The organism is Eubacterium sp. AB3007, from assembly GCF_000688015.1.
Taxonomy (GTDB): domain Bacteria; phylum Bacillota; class Clostridia; order Peptostreptococcales; family Anaerovoracaceae; genus Aminicella.
Genome location: NZ_JIAD01000001.1, coordinates 164,185 through 182,381, shown reverse-complemented (window position 1 = coordinate 182,381; position 18,197 = coordinate 164,185). Strand labels below are relative to the sequence as shown.

The 18,197-nt window shown below is 54.3% G+C and carries 17 protein-coding genes and 1 pseudogene; 3 read left to right on the top strand and 15 right to left on the bottom strand.

The genetic code is table 11. From position 1 onward, the window contains the following. Window positions 1–61: 61 nt before the first annotated feature. The 9 genes and pseudogenes from panD to P156_RS0100795 form a co-directional block, all read right to left on the bottom strand. Window positions 62–445, bottom strand: a complete 384-nt coding sequence (panD, locus tag P156_RS0100835; RefSeq protein ID WP_027868529.1) for an aspartate 1-decarboxylase — start codon at window positions 443–445, stop codon at window positions 62–64. A 10-nt stretch (window positions 446–455) separates the two neighbouring features. Then, entirely contained in the window at window positions 456–1,322 is an 867-nt protein-coding gene (gene panC / locus P156_RS0100830) for a pantoate--beta-alanine ligase (RefSeq protein WP_027868528.1), read from the bottom strand. A 12-nt stretch (window positions 1,323–1,334) separates the two neighbouring features. After that, a complete protein-coding gene (gene panB / locus P156_RS0100825) occupies window positions 1,335–2,162 on the bottom strand; it encodes a 3-methyl-2-oxobutanoate hydroxymethyltransferase (RefSeq protein WP_027868527.1) in 828 nt (275 codons plus the stop codon). Beyond that, window positions 2,162–3,091, bottom strand: a pseudogene (locus tag P156_RS13695) (Rossmann-like and DUF2520 domain-containing protein); the annotation flags it as partial. The gene panB and the pseudogene P156_RS13695, both read right to left, overlap by 1 nt. A gap of 143 nt (window positions 3,092–3,234) precedes the next feature. After that, a complete protein-coding gene (locus tag P156_RS0100815; RefSeq protein WP_027868525.1) occupies window positions 3,235–3,660 on the bottom strand; it encodes a hypothetical protein in 426 nt (141 codons plus the stop codon). A 10-nt stretch (window positions 3,661–3,670) separates the two neighbouring features. After that, window positions 3,671–4,810 (bottom strand): hypothetical protein, encoded by a 1,140-nt coding sequence (locus tag P156_RS0100810; protein WP_027868524.1) that lies wholly within the window; start codon window positions 4,808–4,810, stop codon window positions 3,671–3,673. A gap of 44 nt (window positions 4,811–4,854) precedes the next feature. Then, complete coding sequence (locus P156_RS0100805) at window positions 4,855–6,228, bottom strand: NAD(P)/FAD-dependent oxidoreductase (protein ID WP_027868523.1); 1,374 nt, start codon at window positions 6,226–6,228, stop codon at window positions 4,855–4,857. After that, window positions 6,215–6,826 (bottom strand): class I SAM-dependent methyltransferase, encoded by a 612-nt coding sequence (locus tag P156_RS0100800; RefSeq protein WP_027868522.1) that lies wholly within the window; start codon window positions 6,824–6,826, stop codon window positions 6,215–6,217. Before P156_RS0100800 ends, P156_RS0100805 begins: the two co-directional genes overlap by 14 nt. A gap of 3 nt (window positions 6,827–6,829) precedes the next feature. Next, window positions 6,830–8,041, bottom strand: a complete 1,212-nt coding sequence (locus tag P156_RS0100795) for an MFS transporter (protein ID WP_027868521.1) — start codon at window positions 8,039–8,041, stop codon at window positions 6,830–6,832. 180 nt (window positions 8,042–8,221) lie between these two features. Here P156_RS0100795 and nrdD point away from each other — a divergent pair, with 180 nt between their 5' ends. Both nrdD and P156_RS13245 read left to right on the top strand, forming a co-directional pair. Next, complete coding sequence (nrdD, locus tag P156_RS0100790; RefSeq protein WP_027868520.1) at window positions 8,222–8,509, top strand: anaerobic ribonucleoside-triphosphate reductase; 288 nt, start codon at window positions 8,222–8,224, stop codon at window positions 8,507–8,509. 225 nt (window positions 8,510–8,734) lie between these two features. Continuing rightward, window positions 8,735–9,160, top strand: coding sequence for a hypothetical protein (locus P156_RS13245; RefSeq protein WP_185752097.1), 426 nt, complete (start codon window positions 8,735–8,737; stop codon window positions 9,158–9,160). Window positions 9,161–9,208: 48 nt separating this feature from the next. Here the strand turns inward: P156_RS13245 and P156_RS11020 are convergent, their stop codons facing one another. Beyond that, window positions 9,209–10,678 carry a carbon starvation protein A gene (locus P156_RS11020; RefSeq protein ID WP_051600464.1) on the bottom strand — a complete coding sequence of 490 codons (1,470 nt, stop codon included), beginning with the start codon at window positions 10,676–10,678 and terminating at the stop codon, window positions 9,209–9,211. Between the two features lie 190 nt (window positions 10,679–10,868). Further along, window positions 10,869–12,161, bottom strand: a complete 1,293-nt coding sequence (gene sstT / locus P156_RS0100775; protein ID WP_027868518.1) for a serine/threonine transporter SstT — start codon at window positions 12,159–12,161, stop codon at window positions 10,869–10,871. Between the two features lie 144 nt (window positions 12,162–12,305). On the opposite strand from sstT, the gene P156_RS0100770 reads away from it, so the two are divergent. Then, the gene (locus tag P156_RS0100770; protein ID WP_027868517.1) at window positions 12,306–13,676 is read left to right on the top strand and encodes an MFS transporter; all 1,371 of its coding nucleotides are present in this window, start codon (window positions 12,306–12,308) and stop codon (window positions 13,674–13,676) included. 76 nt (window positions 13,677–13,752) lie between these two features. On the opposite strand, the gene P156_RS0100765 is transcribed toward P156_RS0100770, so the two are convergent. The 4 genes from P156_RS0100765 to P156_RS0100750 are packed head-to-tail and all read right to left on the bottom strand — an operon-like array spanning window position 13,753 to window position 18,179. Continuing rightward, entirely contained in the window at window positions 13,753–14,322 is a 570-nt protein-coding gene (locus tag P156_RS0100765; RefSeq protein ID WP_027868516.1) for an HD domain-containing protein, read from the bottom strand. Window positions 14,323–14,374: 52 nt separating this feature from the next. Further along, a complete protein-coding gene (locus P156_RS0100760) occupies window positions 14,375–15,721 on the bottom strand; it encodes an MATE family efflux transporter (RefSeq protein WP_034801986.1) in 1,347 nt (448 codons plus the stop codon). Further along, window positions 15,714–16,601 carry an EamA family transporter RarD gene (gene rarD / locus P156_RS0100755; protein ID WP_027868514.1) on the bottom strand — a complete coding sequence of 296 codons (888 nt, stop codon included), beginning with the start codon at window positions 16,599–16,601 and terminating at the stop codon, window positions 15,714–15,716. The genes P156_RS0100760 and rarD overlap by 8 nt, the downstream gene beginning before the upstream one ends. A gap of 12 nt (window positions 16,602–16,613) precedes the next feature. Then, on the bottom strand, window positions 16,614–18,179 hold the full coding sequence (locus P156_RS0100750; RefSeq protein ID WP_185752096.1) for a sodium:solute symporter: 1,566 nt from the start codon (window positions 18,177–18,179) through the stop codon (window positions 16,614–16,616). Between the last annotated feature and the right edge of the window lie 18 nt (window positions 18,180–18,197).

Sequence of the window (18,197 nt, the reverse complement as noted above, 5' to 3'; positions counted from 1 at the left end):
CCATAGAACCAAATCAAAACCGCTGCCACAGCGCACATGCGCCGGGCAGCGGTTTTTCTTCTCAGGCGATCACGCCATGCTTCTCGTAATCGGTGATCCTCTCGATCTTGTTCCCCTCTCCCAGGAAGACCACGGAAGGCTTGTGCTCCCGGGCCTCCTCCGGGGTCATCTGACAGTAGGCCATGAGGATGATTTTGTCCCCAACGCAGGCGCAGCGAGCGGCTGCACCGTTGAGACAGATGATGCCGCTGCCCCGCTCCCCCGCGATGGTATAGGTGGCAAAGCGCTCGCCGTTATCCACGTTGACGATCTCCACTCGCTGGTACTCCTGGATGCCAGCCTTCTCCAGGAGCTCCGTGTCCACGGTGATGCTACCCACGTAGTTCAGTTCCGCCTGGGTGACGGTAGCTCTGTGGATTTTGCCTTTCAACATCTCGATCTGCATGGATCCCTCCTTACTCTGCGAAGGTGATCTTGGGATCACCCACGGTGAAGTTGTCGATGAGTCTGGTGCTCCCGATGCGTACAGCCATGGCCACCAGATCTCCTTCCTGGAAGGTGTCGATGGGCTGCATGTTCTCGCCGTTCACCACTTCCACGTACTCCACGTTTGCCATAGGCTCGGTAGCCAGTTTGTCTTTCATGGCCCCCAGAAGCGCTGCGCTGTTACGCTCGCCACCTTCGCACAGATCCTGTCCCAGACGAATGGATCTGGAGAGGATCAGCGCCGCCTTGCGTTCCTCCGCAGACAGGTAGGTGTTCCGGGAACTCTTGGCCAGACCATCCGGTTCCCTGACGATGGGGCAGCCGATAACTTCCACATCAAAGTTCAGGTCTCTGACCATTCTGCGGATGATTGCCAGCTGTTGGGCATCCTTCTGACCAAAGAAGATCTTGTCTGGGTTCACCGTGTTCAGAAGCTTGGTGATGACGGTGCACACGCCTCGGAAGTGGATTGGCCGGGAAGCACCACAGAGAGTGGTGGACAGCACCTGCATATCCACGAAGGTGCTGAAATCCTCTGCATACATCTCTCTGTCCTCCGGATGGAATACCAGATCTACGCCATGCTCTTCCAGCAACTGGCAGTCTCTTTCAAAATCTCTCGGATAGGTAGCCAGATCCTCGGTAGGCCCGAACTGGATCGGGTTCACGAACACCGATGCCACGGTGCGGTCACAACAGGAGACCGACTTGTCCATCAGTGATGCGTGTCCCTCGTGAAGGTAGCCCATGGTGGGACAAAGCCCTACGGTCAGCCCTTCCTTCTTCCATTCCTTTACCTGTGCGCGCAGATCTGCAATCGTTGTTACTGTTTTCATCGTTCTGTCTCCTTAATATAATCTCTCTAAAAGTTCCTCGTTATTCATCTTGAAGGAATGGGCTTCGTCCGGGAAAGACTTCGCCTTCACCTCGCTGTCATAGGAACGGAAGGCCTTTACCATCTCGTCCCCGATGTTGCCGAAATGCTTCACGAACTTCGGTTTGAAGTCGTGGAACATGCCCAACATATCCTGATACACCAGGATCTGTCCGTCGCATCCCACACCTGCACCAATGCCGATGGTGGGGATCTCCAGCTTGTCGGAGATCAGCTTGGCCAGGGGTGCCGGTACGCATTCCAGCGTCACCGCGAAGGCTCCTGCCTCTTGTACCGCCAGGGCGTCCTCCAGCAGTGCTTTCGCCGCTTCCTCGGTCTTGCCCTGCACCCGGTTTCCGCCCAGTGCGTTGATGGACTGGGGCGTAAGACCGATGTGGGCGTTCACCGGAATGCCCGCCTGAGTGATGGCCTTGATCTGAGGACAGACCGCTCGGCCTCCCTCCAGCTTCACTGCATTGCAGTGCGCTTCCTTCATCAGACGTCCAGCGTTGGTCAGTGCCTGTTCTGCAGAGATCTGGTAACTCATGAAAGGCATATCCACCACCACCAGCGTTTCCTTGCAGGCGCGGGCTACCGCGCCGCCGTAGGTGATCATGTCCTCCATGGTCACAGAGATGGTATCCTCGTAGCCCAACATAACGTTCCCCAGGGAATCCCCCACCAGGATGCCGTTGACGGTGCCATCCATCAGCTTGGCGGTAGAGTAGTCGTAGCATGTGAGCATGGAGATCTTCTCTCCCTTGTCTTTCATTTCCTTAAAAGTCAAAACAGTGTTTTTCATCAATGGTTACCTCCACGATTGCGGGTTTCTTCGCCCGCCTTGGACAATAGTTCTTTGATGGTCTCGTATGAGCGGTCTGGATGCTTCTGTTCGGCCAGTGCCACAAGGCTTTGTGACAGGGCCGTGTATAGCTTCCTCTCGTTTTCTCTCAGCACGGCCAGGTGCTTTCGGACCGTTCCATCGTCTCCCCTTTCCACCGGGCCCGTCAGACTCGCGGCCGGCCCCTCCCGGAGCACGTGTTCCACGTTCCCGCGGATCAGTGACTCCATGGCAGCCAACGCCTCCTGCGTATCCTCCACTGCCCCACTCTGCACAAAGACATTTGCCGCTTCTGCCAGCAGACCGGTGACCAGATTGCTGGCCATGACGGCTGCCGCGTGATACAGAGTCTTGGCGGCGGGATCGATGCTCTTTACCGTGAGGCCCATGTTTGTCAACATGCTCCGCAGCTCTTCCAGATGGTCCTGCTGTCCCTCGATGGTAAAAAAAACATCCGGTAGTTCCTGGTAAGCGTGGTACTTGTCGCTTACCGCGAACAGCGGATGAACGGAATACTCGTATGCACCTGTGCTGTCAATGCCTGGAAAAGCCGCCTCGGATGAGAGCGCTCCACTGCAATGACATATGTACTTTCCCCGGATCGGATAACGGCGGATCTCCTCGTAGACCGAGGTGATGCTGCTGTCAGGAACGGTCAGGAACAACACGTCACTGTCCTGTACTAGCTCCGCCAGAGTGGCGTAAGCTGCCGTTTCAGTAAACTGTGCTGCCTCTTCGGCAGATTCGGTGTTGCGACTGTAGTAGCCTGCAACCTGTTTGCCTTGCTCCCTAAAGAATTTACCCAGTGTAAATCCTACTTTCCCTGCTCCAACAAATCCTGTTTTCAATCGATCACCTCTTTCATAAAAAGGTGACGTGTTTTCCAAGTTCCAGGATCCGGTTCGTCATACGGTACAGTTCCCAAATGAGGGATACCGTCCATCGAGGAAAGTATATAGTATACGGAGCGATTTGTAAAGAGGGATTTTTCTTAAAATAACTTAATGATTACTTCCCGGAAGCAGTTCTTCCATCAATCCTCCGGCGTCCAGGATGTCTGTACCGGATCGATCTGCAGGAATCCATCTGTCTTGGCCGCGATCTGATACTTGTCCTCGTACACGATCTCTCCCGGAGTGTTGGTATACACCACATAGTAAGGATGATCGTACTTCTCCAGCAGCCACATCGCCGGACGTATCATCCTCATCATCTCCTGGGCGTTCTCCGTCTTGAACCAGCAGACCACCGGCTCCTGTCGCTTGCACGGTTCCGGCCAGGGCAGATACTCCGCAAACCAGTCGTCGATCTCCTGAAAAAGCTCTGCGTCCTCTTCCTCCATGATATCCTGTTGAATCATCTGCCAGCACATGCTGAAAACCCCTTTAGCAAACATAGTGTTCTCCGCCAGTTCCTTACCCTGGACTCGCACATACCTGAAAGGAATCTTCTTACTCATGCCTTACCTCCTACATGCATCGCCGATACCGCGCCGCAAACACCAACCAGAAGATCTGCGGCACTTCGGCCAGCGCCATCCACGATGGACCCATCGCCAACATGACGATGGTCCTGATCATCCCTGCAACGCACAAAGCCTCTCCGGCCACCAGTGTACCCCACCCGGGTTTCCTTCTCTCTGAAGCCAGGACCTCTTGCCGGTTCCGTGCGCCTGCCGGCGCTGGCCGGCTGCTGCGCACCAGGGTGACAAACCCCAGCAATCCAGGCATGATCTGTGTTAGAACTGTCCACAGGATATTCAAAAGGGATTCCCTCTGGGCTTCTTTCTGCTCCTGAATGAGCAATGCGATCTGCTCCTTGGTGTACGTGGTTCCGGTATAGGATTCCAACACCGCCACATTGCTCCTTGATTCATCGATCAGCAGGATCACCAGCGCGATCAGGAAGAAACCTGCCAGTACACCGACTACCCCGGCCACCAGCAGTTTCTGTCCCCTGGCCTTCTGCAGGGGGGACAACTCCGGTTTAGCGGCCGGCGCGGGCTCATTCAGGCAGTCCGCGATCATACGGTCTCGCGCCGCCCTGCTCATGGGGTTCGGGCGGCGCGCACCTGATGCGCCGGCAGGGTCTGTGTCGCCGGCGCTACCTTCAGCCGCGGCGCGCGCTGGGGCGTCCGCCTGTTCTGCCCGTTCGAACGCGCGCCGCATCTCAGCCCGCTGGCTTGAGATATAGGACTCGATCCGGTCCTTTTCCAGCTGGGAAAACTTCCGCCGTCCCACGGTACAGATCCCATAGGCAAACAATTCCATGAAACGCAGGCACCTTTCTGTCAGACTCTCTGTCTCTTCCCCAAACGTGTTTCCGGCATCGATGTCCTGCTTTGTCAGCGCACTGATGACAGACAGCTTACTGTCCGGATCCATGGGGGGAAAGTCGCGAACGCGTTTCTTTGTCACCTCCATGCCCGTGATCTGTGCTATGTACGACATCTTGTCTGCCGGCTTCAGCTCATCGATGGTGAGCGCCCAGCAGGCGAACCGATACATATCCAGATGAAACATCCGCTCCATGGGACTGCCGGCCAACACACCGGCCAGCGCCTCATATTCGGATCTTATGTATTTGTCACCTTCTTTGGTCAGGGCCATGTACAAAAACACTCCTTCTTTCTATATTGAGTTCTATGTCTTCCCTACTGCCCTGCCATATGTCTGGCCACATAGACCCCGCTGGCGGAAGCATGGGAGAGAGAATGCGTCACTCCGCTTCCGTCTCCGATCACGAACAGGCCAGGATAACAGGTCTCCAGATTCTCATCCAGAGAGACTTCCATATTGTAGAACTTTACTTCCACTCCGTAGAGAAGCGTGTCCGGATTGGCGGTACCGGGGGCTATCTTATCCAGTTGCAGGACCATTTCGACGATCCCGTCCAGGATCCGCTTGGGAAGCACCAGACTCAAATCCCCGGGAGTTGCCGAAAGAGTCGGTGTCACCAGGCCTTCCTTCAGGCGCTTCTCATTGGTACGGCGCCCGCGGATCAGATCTCCAAACCGCTGGACGATGACGCCGCCACCCAGCATATTCGACAAGCGGGCGATGCTTTCGCCGTAACCATTGCTGTCCTTGAAGGGCTCCGAAAAGTGCTTGGATACCAATAGCGCAAAATTGGTGTTCTCTGTCTTGAGGTCATCGCCCTCGTAACTATGGCCGTTCACTGTTACGATTCCATTGGTGTTTTCGCTGACCACGATGCCATTGGGATTCATACAGAATGTACGGACCTGATCCTCAAACTGCGCGGTACGGTATACGATCTTGCTCTCATAGAGGTCATCGGTAAGGTCACTGAAGATTGGCGCCGGCAGTTCTACCCGCACCCCCAGATCCACTCTGTTAGAACGGGTGGGGATATCCATTTCCTTGCACACCTTCTCCATCCACTTGCTGCCGCTTCGTCCAACGGACACGATGCAGCGGTCTGCCTGATAAGAACCGTCCGCTGTTTCCACCTCGTACCCGCCCTGGGACAGGTGACGCAGATGTTCCACAGGTGTATCGAAAAAGAAGGACACCTTCTCCTGCAGTTCCTTGTACAAATTCCCAAGCACCACGTAGTTGATGTCCGTGCCCAGGTGTCGGACAGAAGCATCCAGTAGTTTCATGTTATGCTGCATGCAGATTTTCTTGAAGGCACTGCCCGCCGTGGAATAAAGCTTTGTGCCCTGACCGCCATGAGACAGGTTGATCTCGTCCACGTAGTGCATGAGATCCAGCGCCTTCTGCTTGCCGATGTATCTGTGGAGATCACCGCCAAAATCATTGGTGATGTTGTACTTGCCGTCAGAGAATGCCCCCGCGCCACCGAATCCACTCATGATGGAACAACTCTTACAGCCGATGCAAGCCTTGACCTTGTCGCCATCGATAGGGCAATGGCGTCTGGCCAGCTCGTGCCCTTCCTCGAACACCGCGATGGACAACTCCGGGGCTAGATGGATCAGCTCATAGGCTGCAAAGATCCCGCCCGGACCTGCTCCCACAATGATTATGTCATACTTCGTCATACCAGTCACCTCCGTATTTCTTTGTGATCAGCAGGACTTCCGGTGGATCGCTGGGCTGGTTTGGAAATCCCAGATATACAGTGTGGTACTGCCGGGGGTCCAGCGCCGCTGCCCACTCCATCACCGCCTCTTTCTCCCGGGCGCCCTCTGGATGCCCGCTGTACATCACTACCGACACCAGACCGTCTACCCGAATTGTTTCCAGCGCCTTTTCCAACCCAATCACCGTCTCTTCTGCGGTGGTGGTGATGGACTTGTCGCCACCGGGAAGGTATCCAAGATTGAACATCACTACCGCAGCGGTGCCCGGTTCCACGTACTCGTCCATGTGCACAAAGCTTTCCTGGATGAGGGTGACGTTCCGTTCTGCCCCCTCTCCCAGAAGCTGCCTGGTCCTTCGGATGGCCTCCTCCTGGATATCGAAGGCGAATACGCTGCCGCCTGCATCCTGCATCATACCGCCGGTGAAACCTACCAGAAAGGCAGTGTCCTGCCCGGTGCCACAGGTGGCATCCACCGCCAGGTCTCCCGGCTGCAAATACTCCAATATGATCTTCCGAGCCAGATAGGTCGGACTTGTGATCGCGTTATCTCTCATGCATTACTCCTTCCTTGCTTTCTCTACCAATGGCATGATCACTGCAGCGCCCAGCACACAGGTAACCGTACAGATCCAAAGAAGCGCTCCTGCTCCCAGCGTATCCAACACCCAGCCGCCGGTGGCACTTGCTACTACACCGCTGACGGTGATGACCATGACGTACAGGGACTGGCCCCGCACCGCCTCTCGCGCATCCATGATCTCGCCAATATACCGCACGATGGTGGGAAGGAATAGCGGAAAACCGATGGGATGCACGACCAGTGTCAGCAGCAACATCGTCGGTGTGCCCGCCAGCTGCATGGTCACCGCCCGAAGCACAAAGCCGATGGTGGCCAGCTTCAGCAGAAAAGATGTACTGAAACGTTTGGTCAGCCAGGTGAATCCGAACAGTGGGATGACCTCCAGCACAGTCATGATGGAGTAATAGGTTCCCATCTCCGTGCTCCCACCGCCAACGTTCTTGAACAGCTGCAGCATGAAGAAGTTGATGATCTGATGATCATAGTAGATCAGAAAGATTCCGAAGGTAAGCACCAGAAATACCCGGTGCCGTCTGACAAACGCTCCCAGTGTGATAGGGGTATCCTGGATCGCATCTTCTTCCCCCTCCCCGTCTTCCCCTTGTGAGTGTGCTCCCGACCGGGCAGCGTTGTACAGGCGGTTCAGATAGAAGAGCCCTGCTAACAGCAGCACGGTCGCGACAGCTCCCGCCATGGGCAGAGACAGTTCTGTGAATCGAACGACCATCCAACTGAGGATTGCCGACATGATCGCATAGAACAGAGACCCCATTGCCCGGCAAATCCCGTAGTCCACCGTGATGCAACGGTAGGACAGTGTGGCGTTCATGGAGTTCAGCAATGGCTGCATGGCCGCGTGGACCGCAAACATCAGCAGGTACGTACAGAACACCATCAGACTGCGTCCATGGAAAACCAGCAGGATCCCCATGGCGATTACCAGCAGGATCGTCATCACTGAGGATATATCAAACACATTGACCCTCTCCGACTGATCGGCCATATTCGCCACCAAAGGTTGAATGGCTACCGATACCAGATTCCCGATGGCGATGAGGATTCCGATCTCTGTGTTGCTGTATCCGTTGGCCAGCAGAAACACTGAACTAAAACTTGCAATCATGCAGTAAGCCATCCAGTATGTAGCGAAAATTTCCGCGTATCCGAAATTTGCTTTCAGGTTATTCATAGTAGTCGCATACTCCCGTCCAAAACTCCCTTCCATTCTACCACAACTGTGAACTTTTCGGTGAATATTTTTGCACTTTCAAAAATACAATATTTAGACAAACTTTTCCGTTTGCGACACAAGATATGGTGTATAATATCATATAGAACAATTGAATGATATAGAAGGGGGTATACCGTTATGACATTGCATAAGCCGCACAACATAAGCGAACAGGAAGCGAACAACTACGTTGATTACCTGCAGGAGAAGTATCATAGAACACTGAACGACCTGACCATCGAGGTGGACGAGCAGGATCCAGAGTACGTTGGCCTGACTTATACCTTTAGCCACGTTCCTTTCGAGCGGATCCGCCGCATCACAGGCTACCTGGTAGGTACTATGGATAACTGGAACGACGCCAAGACAGCCGAGGAGGCTGACCGCGTAAAACACGGGTTGGGAGACCTAACCCCATTTGCGTGAGCAAATGGATGGTAGGTCCCCTGTCAGGGTTGCCCAGGAAGCCGAGTCGGAGACGATGGCTGACTGGCTGCAACCTACGGCTGGGAGACCTAACCCCATTTGCGTGAGCAAATGGATGGCTAAAAACAAAATCTCATCGTCCGAATCGGGCGATGAGATTTTTCTATGCGATAAGACTAGTCGGTTAAGGAGTCTTTTCCCTTGAAAGTGCGATCTACATTCTGTTTGGAACTCCGAGAGGTTGAAAAGTTCCATGCAGATCAGCCATTTCCTCGTTTTGCATGGAACTCCAGCCACAAAAAGTTCCATGCAGATCAGCCATTTCCTCGTTTTGCATGGAACTTCAGCCACAAAAAGTTCCATGCAGATCGCCCATTCCCCTGTTTTGCATGGAACTTCAGCCACAAAAAGTTCCATGCAGATCAGCCATTTCCTCGTTTTGCATGGAACTTCAGCCACGAAAAGTTCCATGCAGATCGCCCATTCCCCTGTTTTGCATGGAACTTCAGCCACGAAAAGTTCCATGCAGATCAGCCATTTCCTCGTTTTGCATGGAACTTCAGCCACGAAAAGTTCCATGCAGATCGCCCATTCCCCTGTTTTGCATGGAACTTCCACACCACCCGCAACCAGGTAACTAGTTTCAACTGATTGCGTACAGTCAACATATGCCTCAAAAACAGGCATTGACGAGGCAGCCTAAGCCCTCTTATTGATATCGCCTACTCTTTCCCACTTCAGGCTGTATTGTTCTTCCGCGATACTCCACTGATACATCTCGATGAAATAGACCACGATCATGAATACTGCTGCGATGATACCAATAGGATAGGCTTTGGATGCACCCATACCGAACCCCTCCTGTGCCATCAGGATATAGGTCACAGTCACTCCCGTCATGAATGTGGCGGGAAGAGCTGTAAGTAATGACCCCCACTTATACCTGCCTTTGTGGATCAGATAAGAGGTGGCCGTCCAAAGAGAGATCATCGCCAGAGTCTGGTTGCTCCAGGAGAAGTATCTCCAAAGGACATTGAAATCCATCTGGGTTAGAAGTGCTGCCACCGCCAGGATCGGCAAAGTGAGAATCAGTCTATTTCGGATACGTCGCTGGTCAAGACCGCTCCACTCCGCCAGAATCAGTCTGGTACTTCTGAAGGCCGTGTCACCAGAGGTAATGGGACAGACCACCACACCGATGACCGCCAGTACACCCCCGATACTGCCGAGCATATCGTGGCTGATCTGGTAGACAACCCCCGACTGCCCCAGGTCTGCTAAGGCATCACTCAGAACATGGGTGGTGCCGTAGAAGGCCACCCCGGCGGCTGCCCATACCAGCGCGATCACAGACTCGATGATCATGGCGCCGTAGAATACCTTCCTGCCTACCTTCTCACTGGTAATACACTTGGCCACCATGGGAGACTGGGTCGCGTGAAACCCGGAGATGGCGCCACATGCCACAGTGATGAACATAAACGGCCAGATCGGCAGATTGTCAGGGTGCAGGTCCTTCAGTTGTACCTCAGGGATCGTGTACCCCGACAACAGGAAGATGCCACCGCCAATGCTGATAGCCATGATGATCAGCACTACCCCGAACACCGGGTACAGACGCCCGATGACCTTATCGATGGGAAGCAACGTTGCCAACACATAATAGATGAGGATCACAACGATCCAGAAACCATTCGTCAGCGCCTCCGGCGTCAGGCTGGACAAAAGCGCTGCCGGGCTAGTGACGAATACGGTCCCTGTCAATACAAGCAATACGATAGCGAACAGCCTCATGAGATAGAGCACAGGTGTTCCCATAAACGTCCCTGATAACTGAGCGATGGACTGTCCCTGATAACGCTCGGAAATCATTCCACTCATGTAGTCATGGACAGCTCCCCCGAGAATAGCACCAAAGACGATCCACAGAAACACCACCGGGCCGAAGCAGGCTCCCATCAACGCACCGAAGATGGGACCGGTCCCTGCAATATTCAGTAGCTGAATCAAAAGCGCTTTCCAGGTCTTCATGGGCACGCAATCCACACCATCGTTGATGGCATACGCCGGCGTCTCTCTATCATCCGGGCCAAAGATCTTTTCGGTCAATCGTCCGTATACAAGATAGCCGCAGATCAGAACAAGTAATGCGATCAGGAATGATAACATCAGATAATCCTCCTTTCAAGGAATTATTTCTTTCACAATAGCAAGATTTCCAGTGCTATTCCATATACGTTTGACGAACATCGTTTACCTCACAAAAATGCAGAAAAACAATATGGCGCTGCAGATGGCGCCCCGCTCCATCTACAACACCATGATGATCATCTGTATATCTCTGCGGCCAGTACGCCGATCAGCCCAGGATGCTGACCTTGATCGTCTTGCCTTCTTTCTTCTGACGTTTGAAATCTGCAGTGGCCGTGAACAGCGCATCCGTGGAAGAGTTGATGGCAGTCTCCATGGAATCCTGCACTACCGCTACGATGAAGCCAACACCGATGACCTGCGCGGCAATGTCTCCCGGGATCCCGAAGAGCGAGCAGGCCAGTGGGATCAGCAACAGCGATCCTCCAGGCACACCCGACGCGCCACAGGCGGACAAAGCCGACAGCACAGAAAGGATGATGGCAAGCCCCAAGGGCACCTGGTGGCCGATGGTAAAGCAGCAGCACATGGTCAGGGTGGAAATGGTAATCGCCGCGCCCGCCATGTTGATGGTCGCCCCCAGAGGGATGGAGATGGCATAGGTATCCTTGTCCAGCCCCAGATCCTCACAAAGCTGCATGTTCACAGGGATGTTGGCTGCCGAGCTTCTGGTAAAGAACGCAGTGATGCCGCTGTCCTTCAGGCAACGGAGTACAAGCGGATACGGGTTCTGGCGGATCTGAGTGAACACGATGATGGGGTTCAACACCAGCGCATCCAGCAACATGATACCCACCAGAAGCAGGATGATCTGCCCATAAGAGACCAGCACTGACAGGCCTGTGGTAGAAATCGCAGTATAGATAAGCCCCATAACGCCCAGGGGTGCAAACTTGATGACCCAGCGAACGATCTGGGAGATGGAGTTTGCCAAATCCTCGATCATGTCCTTGGTGCTCTGTCTTGCCTTGATCAGGCAGAGCCCCAGTAGGCAGGCCCACACCAGAATCCCCAAAAAGTTAGGGCTGACACTGGTGGAAGCCGACAGTGTCTCAGGATCGATTGAGATACTGAGTGTTGCCAGGGCGTGGATAGGATTGGCCACCAGGTTGGTCAGAAGATTGGTCAACACCGTAACAAGATCGGTCGGTGCTGAGGCGGTGTCCGCCGCATCCACTCCGTTCAGCACCAGTTTCACCGGGAACAGTCTGGCGACGATCACCGCCATCGCTCCACCGGCAAAGGTACCTACCAGATAGAGCCCGATGATGTTCTTGATGTTGGTCTTCTTGCCTGTCTCGTGATGACAGATGGCGTTCACGATCAGCACCAGAACCAGGATCGGCGCCACTGCCTTCAACGCTGATACGAACAGTGTACCAAATAACCCTATTCCAGTGGCCTTTGGAAAGGCCACTCCCAAAAAGATACCGATTACCAGACCGATGCAGATCTGCTGGATCAGCGATAGTCTGGACCACGTATTCCAAATATTCTTCATAATACCTCCCGTTTCTACATAATCATTAAACTTTCTAAATTCTAACATAAGATACCATTATATTCAAGAAAAAGGGTTTCACAAACAGGAAAAATGCAATATAATGCATACGGGATACTATGATTGAAACAAGAGGGAAAGTGAATGGAAAGACTTACATGGAAAGATGATCTTGGCTACGGGTACGCCTCCATGGCGGACTCTATTTCCTATTCCTTTGTGGGCACTTTCTTTATGTTTTTCGCCACTACCGTGGCAGGGGTTCGGCCTGCCGTCGCCGGTTTGATGACGGCCATCGGCGCGATCTGGAATGCTTTGTATAATCCCTTCATGGGCATCCTCTCGGACGGCCTCTTCACCAGGAGAGGGAGACGGCGCCCCTTTCTGCGTGCAATGATCATTCCGCTCCCCCTTGCGCTAGTGCTTCTTTTTACCAACATGCCTCTTCCTGAGCCCCTGAAATCCCTCTATTACGGCATGATGCTCATGATCTTCTGGGTCTGCTATACCACGTTCTTTGTCCCCTATCTGGCCCTTGGGGTAGACTATACCAACAATTATGACGACCGCACTGTGCTGCGCCTCTGGGCCAGTTTTTTCAACATGCTGGGAAATATCGTCTGTGTGGCTGTCCCACCAAACCTGGTGGCCTATCTCACAGCTCGTGGCGCGACCCCGAGCCTGGCATGGATGGCAGTAGCAGGAGTGATGGGCCTGGTGAGCGGCATTACGATCCTTCTGACCTATCTGGCTTCCAAACGTAAAGACCCGCCCTGCCCGGAGCTTCGCCGCCCTAAACTCCCAGGCATCCGCCAGCTGTTTGCGGCATACCTTTCCATCCTGAAACTGCCTCCGGTACGGTGGCTTGTGTTGGCAAGTATATGTGCGCTGGTGTGCTACTCCATGATCATGTCGGACATGGTCTATTTCATGACCTATAACCTCCGTCTTCCCTCTGTCAAACTTTCGGCCCTGTTGCTGGGACGTCCCATCATCGGGCTCCCTCTTCTTTGGATCGTGGGCAAGGTGGCGCTTGCGATCGACAAGCGGCAGACGCTGATCCTGTTCTTCCTGACCGGTTTTGCCGGGATGGTGATCCTGCGGCTGACACCTGCCGGCAGTCTGGTCTGGCTCCTCTTCTATTTGCTGATGCTGGCCTTCTGTACCTGTGTGTACTGGGATTTGGTGCCTTCTATCTACTTCGATATCTGCGAGTATGACAAGTTCACCACCGGACAGGACCGTGAATCCATGATCGTTTCGCTCCAGGGGCTGGTGGAAGCGGCTGCTCTGGGATTTGGCAGTTTTCTGCTGGGAACCATTCTGGATCTGGCTGGGTTTGACGGCACCCACACTGTGCAGCCGGAATCTGCCCTGACCTGGGTCGCCCACTGTACCACCGTCCTCCCTGCCTTCTTCCTGGTCCTGGCCTCTCTGGCCATCTGGAAGTACCCAATCAGCCGGGATGTCCATGCGGAGATCGTGAAGAAGCTGGCGGAGCGGGAAAAACGATAAGACAAGGGCACGTCTCCGGCACATCACAAAAACAACGGGCTCATGCCCGTTGTCTCAATCTTTCCTGTTGTCTTCCTTACTCAGCCTCTGTTCCCAGAAGGCCGATCTCCTCCGCGAAGGGTTTCATGCCCTCGATGCAGATCTCTGCCACATCCCGTACTTCCATACCCAGCCGCTCGCATCCATCCAGAATCAAAGGCCGCTCGCACTTGGCGGCGAACTTCTTGTCTTTGAATTTCTTCATGAAGCTCTTCACAGTCAGATCGGTGATCCCATGGGGTCTCATCCTGGCACAGGCCTGAATGATCCCTGTCAGTTCGTCCACCGTATACAGGCTCTTCTCCATGTTGGTCAGGGGTTCGATATCGTTACAAAGTCCGTATCCGTGGGACAGGATCGCCCGAACATCCTCTGGATCCACCCCGGCCGCAAGCAGCGGTTCCTCGGTATGGTGCAGATGTTCCTCGGGATATTTCTCGTAATCATAATCATGCAGATAGCCGATGGCCATCCAGTGCTCTCTGTCTTCCCCAAAATGATCTGCCATCGCACCCATGGCTGCCATCACGTTCAGCGAATGGACACGTAGGCTCTCCTCGGTCACCATGGACTCGTTCAGTTCTTTCGCTCTGTCAAGTGTCAGCATGTTTTCATCTCCTTTTGTCTTTTCTACATCATACCACCGTTGAGAAGAAGAATCAATCGTAGAAATACTCCTTCCTCTTCTTCAGCAGGAACACTCCCGTTACTACGCAGGCCATCACCTCCGCCACCACGATGGAGCCCCAGACGCCGTTCAGGCCCAAGATCATGGGCAGTAACAGGACCGAACCGCACTCGAACACCAGAGTCCGCAGGAACGAGATAGTGGCCGAGATCAAACCGTTCCCAAGTGCCGTGAAGAAGGAGGATCCGAAGACCACGAACCAGCTCAGCAGGAAACAAGTCACAAAGATCCTCATTCCGTGAAGTGTCATGGCCCGCAGGTCCGCATCGTATCCTACAAAGATATCCGTCAGTGTCCCGGAAAGCGCCCAGGAGACCGCTGTCATCAATACACCGGCACAGGACAACAGCACCATGGTCTTGCGGAACAGACTGCGAAGCTCGGCTTTGTGCCCGGCACCGTAGTGGAAGCTGAACACCGGGGCAATGCCCACCGCATAGCCCATGAACACCCCCAGGAAGATGAACACCACATACATGATCACCCCATAGGCGGCCACGCCGTCCGACCCTGCCAGTCGCAGCAGCTGCTTGTTGTAGAGGATCGTCACCACCGAAGCGGCGATGCTGTTCATCATCTCCGAAGAACCATTGGTGGTGGCCTTCCAAAGCACCGGCCACATCACCCGGGTGCGCCCGAGCTGTAGCAGCGAGTCATTCGGCCGCAGGAAATAGATCACCGGGACCAGACCTCCAAAGGTCTCCGCAACCAGCGTGGCGAAGGCGGCACCGGCAAGCCCCCAGCTCAGAAGTCCTACGAACAAGGCATCCAGCACCATATTGATCACTCCGGCGCTGACGGTAAACACCAGGCCCAGCCGCGGTTTTTCGGCAGCCACCATGAAGGCCTGGAACAGGTTCTGCAGCATGAAGAACACCATGCTGCACAGCATGATCCTTCCATACAGTACGCAGTTGTCCAACAGTTCGCCGCTGGCTCCCAGCCAGATGGACACCTGCCGCAGCGCGAGTTGTCCCAGCGCAGACATGACTACACCGCCCACCATCACTGTGTAAACGAATAGTGAGAAATACCGGTTGGCCTCCTCTGGCTTTTTCTCGCCCAGCTTCTGAGACACCAGCGCCGACCCACCAGCTCCCAGCATGAATCCCAGGGCGCCCACGATGATAAACACAGGCATGATCAAATTGATCGCCGCAAAGGGCACTGTCCCGGCGAAATTCGACACAAACAGTCCATCTACGATGGTATAGATCGAGGTAAATACCATCATCACGATGGAGGGAAACACGAACCTGATGATCCGTCCATATTCAAAATGATCCCCAAGCTGGATCCGTTCTTTCTTTTCAGACATCATTCTCTCCCTTGCACTCTCCGTATGTAAAAAACACAAGCCCTACCCAGATGATCACGAAGGCCGCCAGTTGTACGGCATCGAAGGGTTCCTTCATGAAGAAGATCCCGATAAGCAGTGCGATGGATGGAGACAGATATTCCAGCAATCCTACGGTGATCATAGGCACCTTGGTGGCCGCTGCAGCGAACAGGCTCAGTGGTGTGGCCGTCAGGATGCCGCAGCAAAGCAGGAGCAAATACTTTCCGGGAGTCGCCACCGCCAACGCTCCGTGTCCGGTGACCTCGATGCCAATGATGACACAAAGTGCCGGCAGCATGAGAAACAACGTCTCCAGAAACACCGACATGATCGGAGGAAGGTCGAACCATTTCTTCACCGCCGCATAGACGGCGAAGGAAGTGGCGATGGAGACCGCGATCAGCGGCGGCTCCATGAAATGGATCAGGATGACAACCAACCCTGCCAGCGCGAAGAGCATGGCGATGAGCTTGTACCTGGTGACCTTCTCCCGGAAGATCAGTATCCCCAGTAGGCACACGATCAGAGGCTCGATGTAATACCCCACACAGGTCTGGATCACGTGATCCGCATTCACCGCCCAGATGTAGATGCTCCAGTTGCAGGTGATCAGGCAACCCGCCAGAGGAAACTTCCATAGATTGGAGCGCACCGCCAGTTGCTCCCGGATGGCAGGCAGTCCGTAGATCCACAACGATGCGATCCCAGCCACCAGCCCTACCAGAAAGATCCGATAGAAGATGATCACCCAGGAGTCAATGGGCCGCAAGGCCTGCCAATAGAGAGGCAGTACGCCCCACAGCACATCACAGCCCAGCATAGAGATGATTCCAGTTTTATAGCCTCTGTCGTCTGTCATCCTGCAAGTCTCCTATGCATCCTCCTCATCGCCCAGTGAAGTCTTCACGTGGACGACGGCGGTAATATCATAGCATTTGAACATATCATCTGTTGCAGCGGGTTTTGTGCCCTGCGTCAGGACGCTCACCACCGGCACGATCACCAGGGAGCACAACATGGCGAATACACCGGAGTAAAGCGAATTCTGGAAAACGAACTCCGCGAACGCGCCTGAAGGTGCATACAACCCCAGAGAAACGCAGAGTTGAATGACCATCAACATCGTCCCGAAGGCATAGCAGACACCAACCGCTGCCTTAGTCGTTTTCTTCCAATAGAGCCCGTACAGCAACGGCGCCAAGAAGGATCCTGCCAGCGCGCCCCAGGAGACGCCCATCAGCTGGGCGATGAAGGTGATCCGGGACTTGGCCTGAACGATGGCGATCACTGCCGAGATCAGGATGAATACGGCGATCAGAACACGCATTCCTGTGAGCTTGCTCTTCTCGCTGAGCTCACTTCTGGAGACTCCGGGAATGAAATCCAGCATCAACGTAGAACTAGAGGTAAGCACCAGAGAGGACAGGGTCGACATGGACGCAGACAACACCAGCACCAGTACGATGGCGATGAGGATATCCGGCAGACCGGAAAGCATCGTGGGGATGATGCTGTCGAAACCGTTGGCATCGACCTGCTCCTGAGTGACGAAAAGCCTTCCGAATCCACCCAGGAAGTAACAGCCACCCGCCACCACGATGGCGAACAGCGTAGAGATCATGGTGCCCTTCTTGACGGCCCCCTCGTTGCGGATGGCATAGAACTTGGACACCATCTGCGGCAGTCCCCAGGTTCCCAGGGACGTGAGCAGGACCACCACCAGAAGGAACAGCGGCGCCGGCCCAAAGAAGGAGTTGTAAACGCCGGGCATCACCGGGTTTTCGATCTTTGCCATCTCCGCCAGAGATCCCATGAAGCCACCATGCTTGGACAGTACCGCCAGGATCACCGCCGAGATGCCGAAGAGCATGATCGTCCCCTGAATGAAATCGTTGATGGCGGTAGCCATGTACCCACCGGCAATGACGTAGACCCCGGTGAGCACCGCCATGACGATCACACACACCGCATAGTCGATGTGGAAGCCCATCTCAAACAGCCTGGACAGACCGTTGAACAGAGAGGCTGTATAAGGGATCAAGAACAGGAAGGTAATGGCCGAAGCCAGAATCTTCAGCTTGTCTGAGTCATACCGGGTCCCCAGGAACTCCGGCATGGTTTTGGCGTTCAGGTGCTGAGACATGATACGGGTGCGCCGTCCCAGGATGGCCCAGGCCAGCAGGGATCCGATGAACGCGTTCCCCAGACCAATCCAGGTGGAGGACACGCCGAAAATCCATCCAAACTGCCCTGCATATCCCACAAAGATGACGGCAGAGAAGTAGCTTGTCCCGTAAGCGAAGGCGGTGAGCCAGGCGCCCACCTTGCGTCCTCCCAGCACAAAGCCGTTTACGTCAGTGCTGTGTTTGCGGCAATACAGACCTACCGCCACCATCACTGCAAAGAAACAAAGTATCAATAGTGATTTTATGACCATCGCGGTCACCTCCTTAAA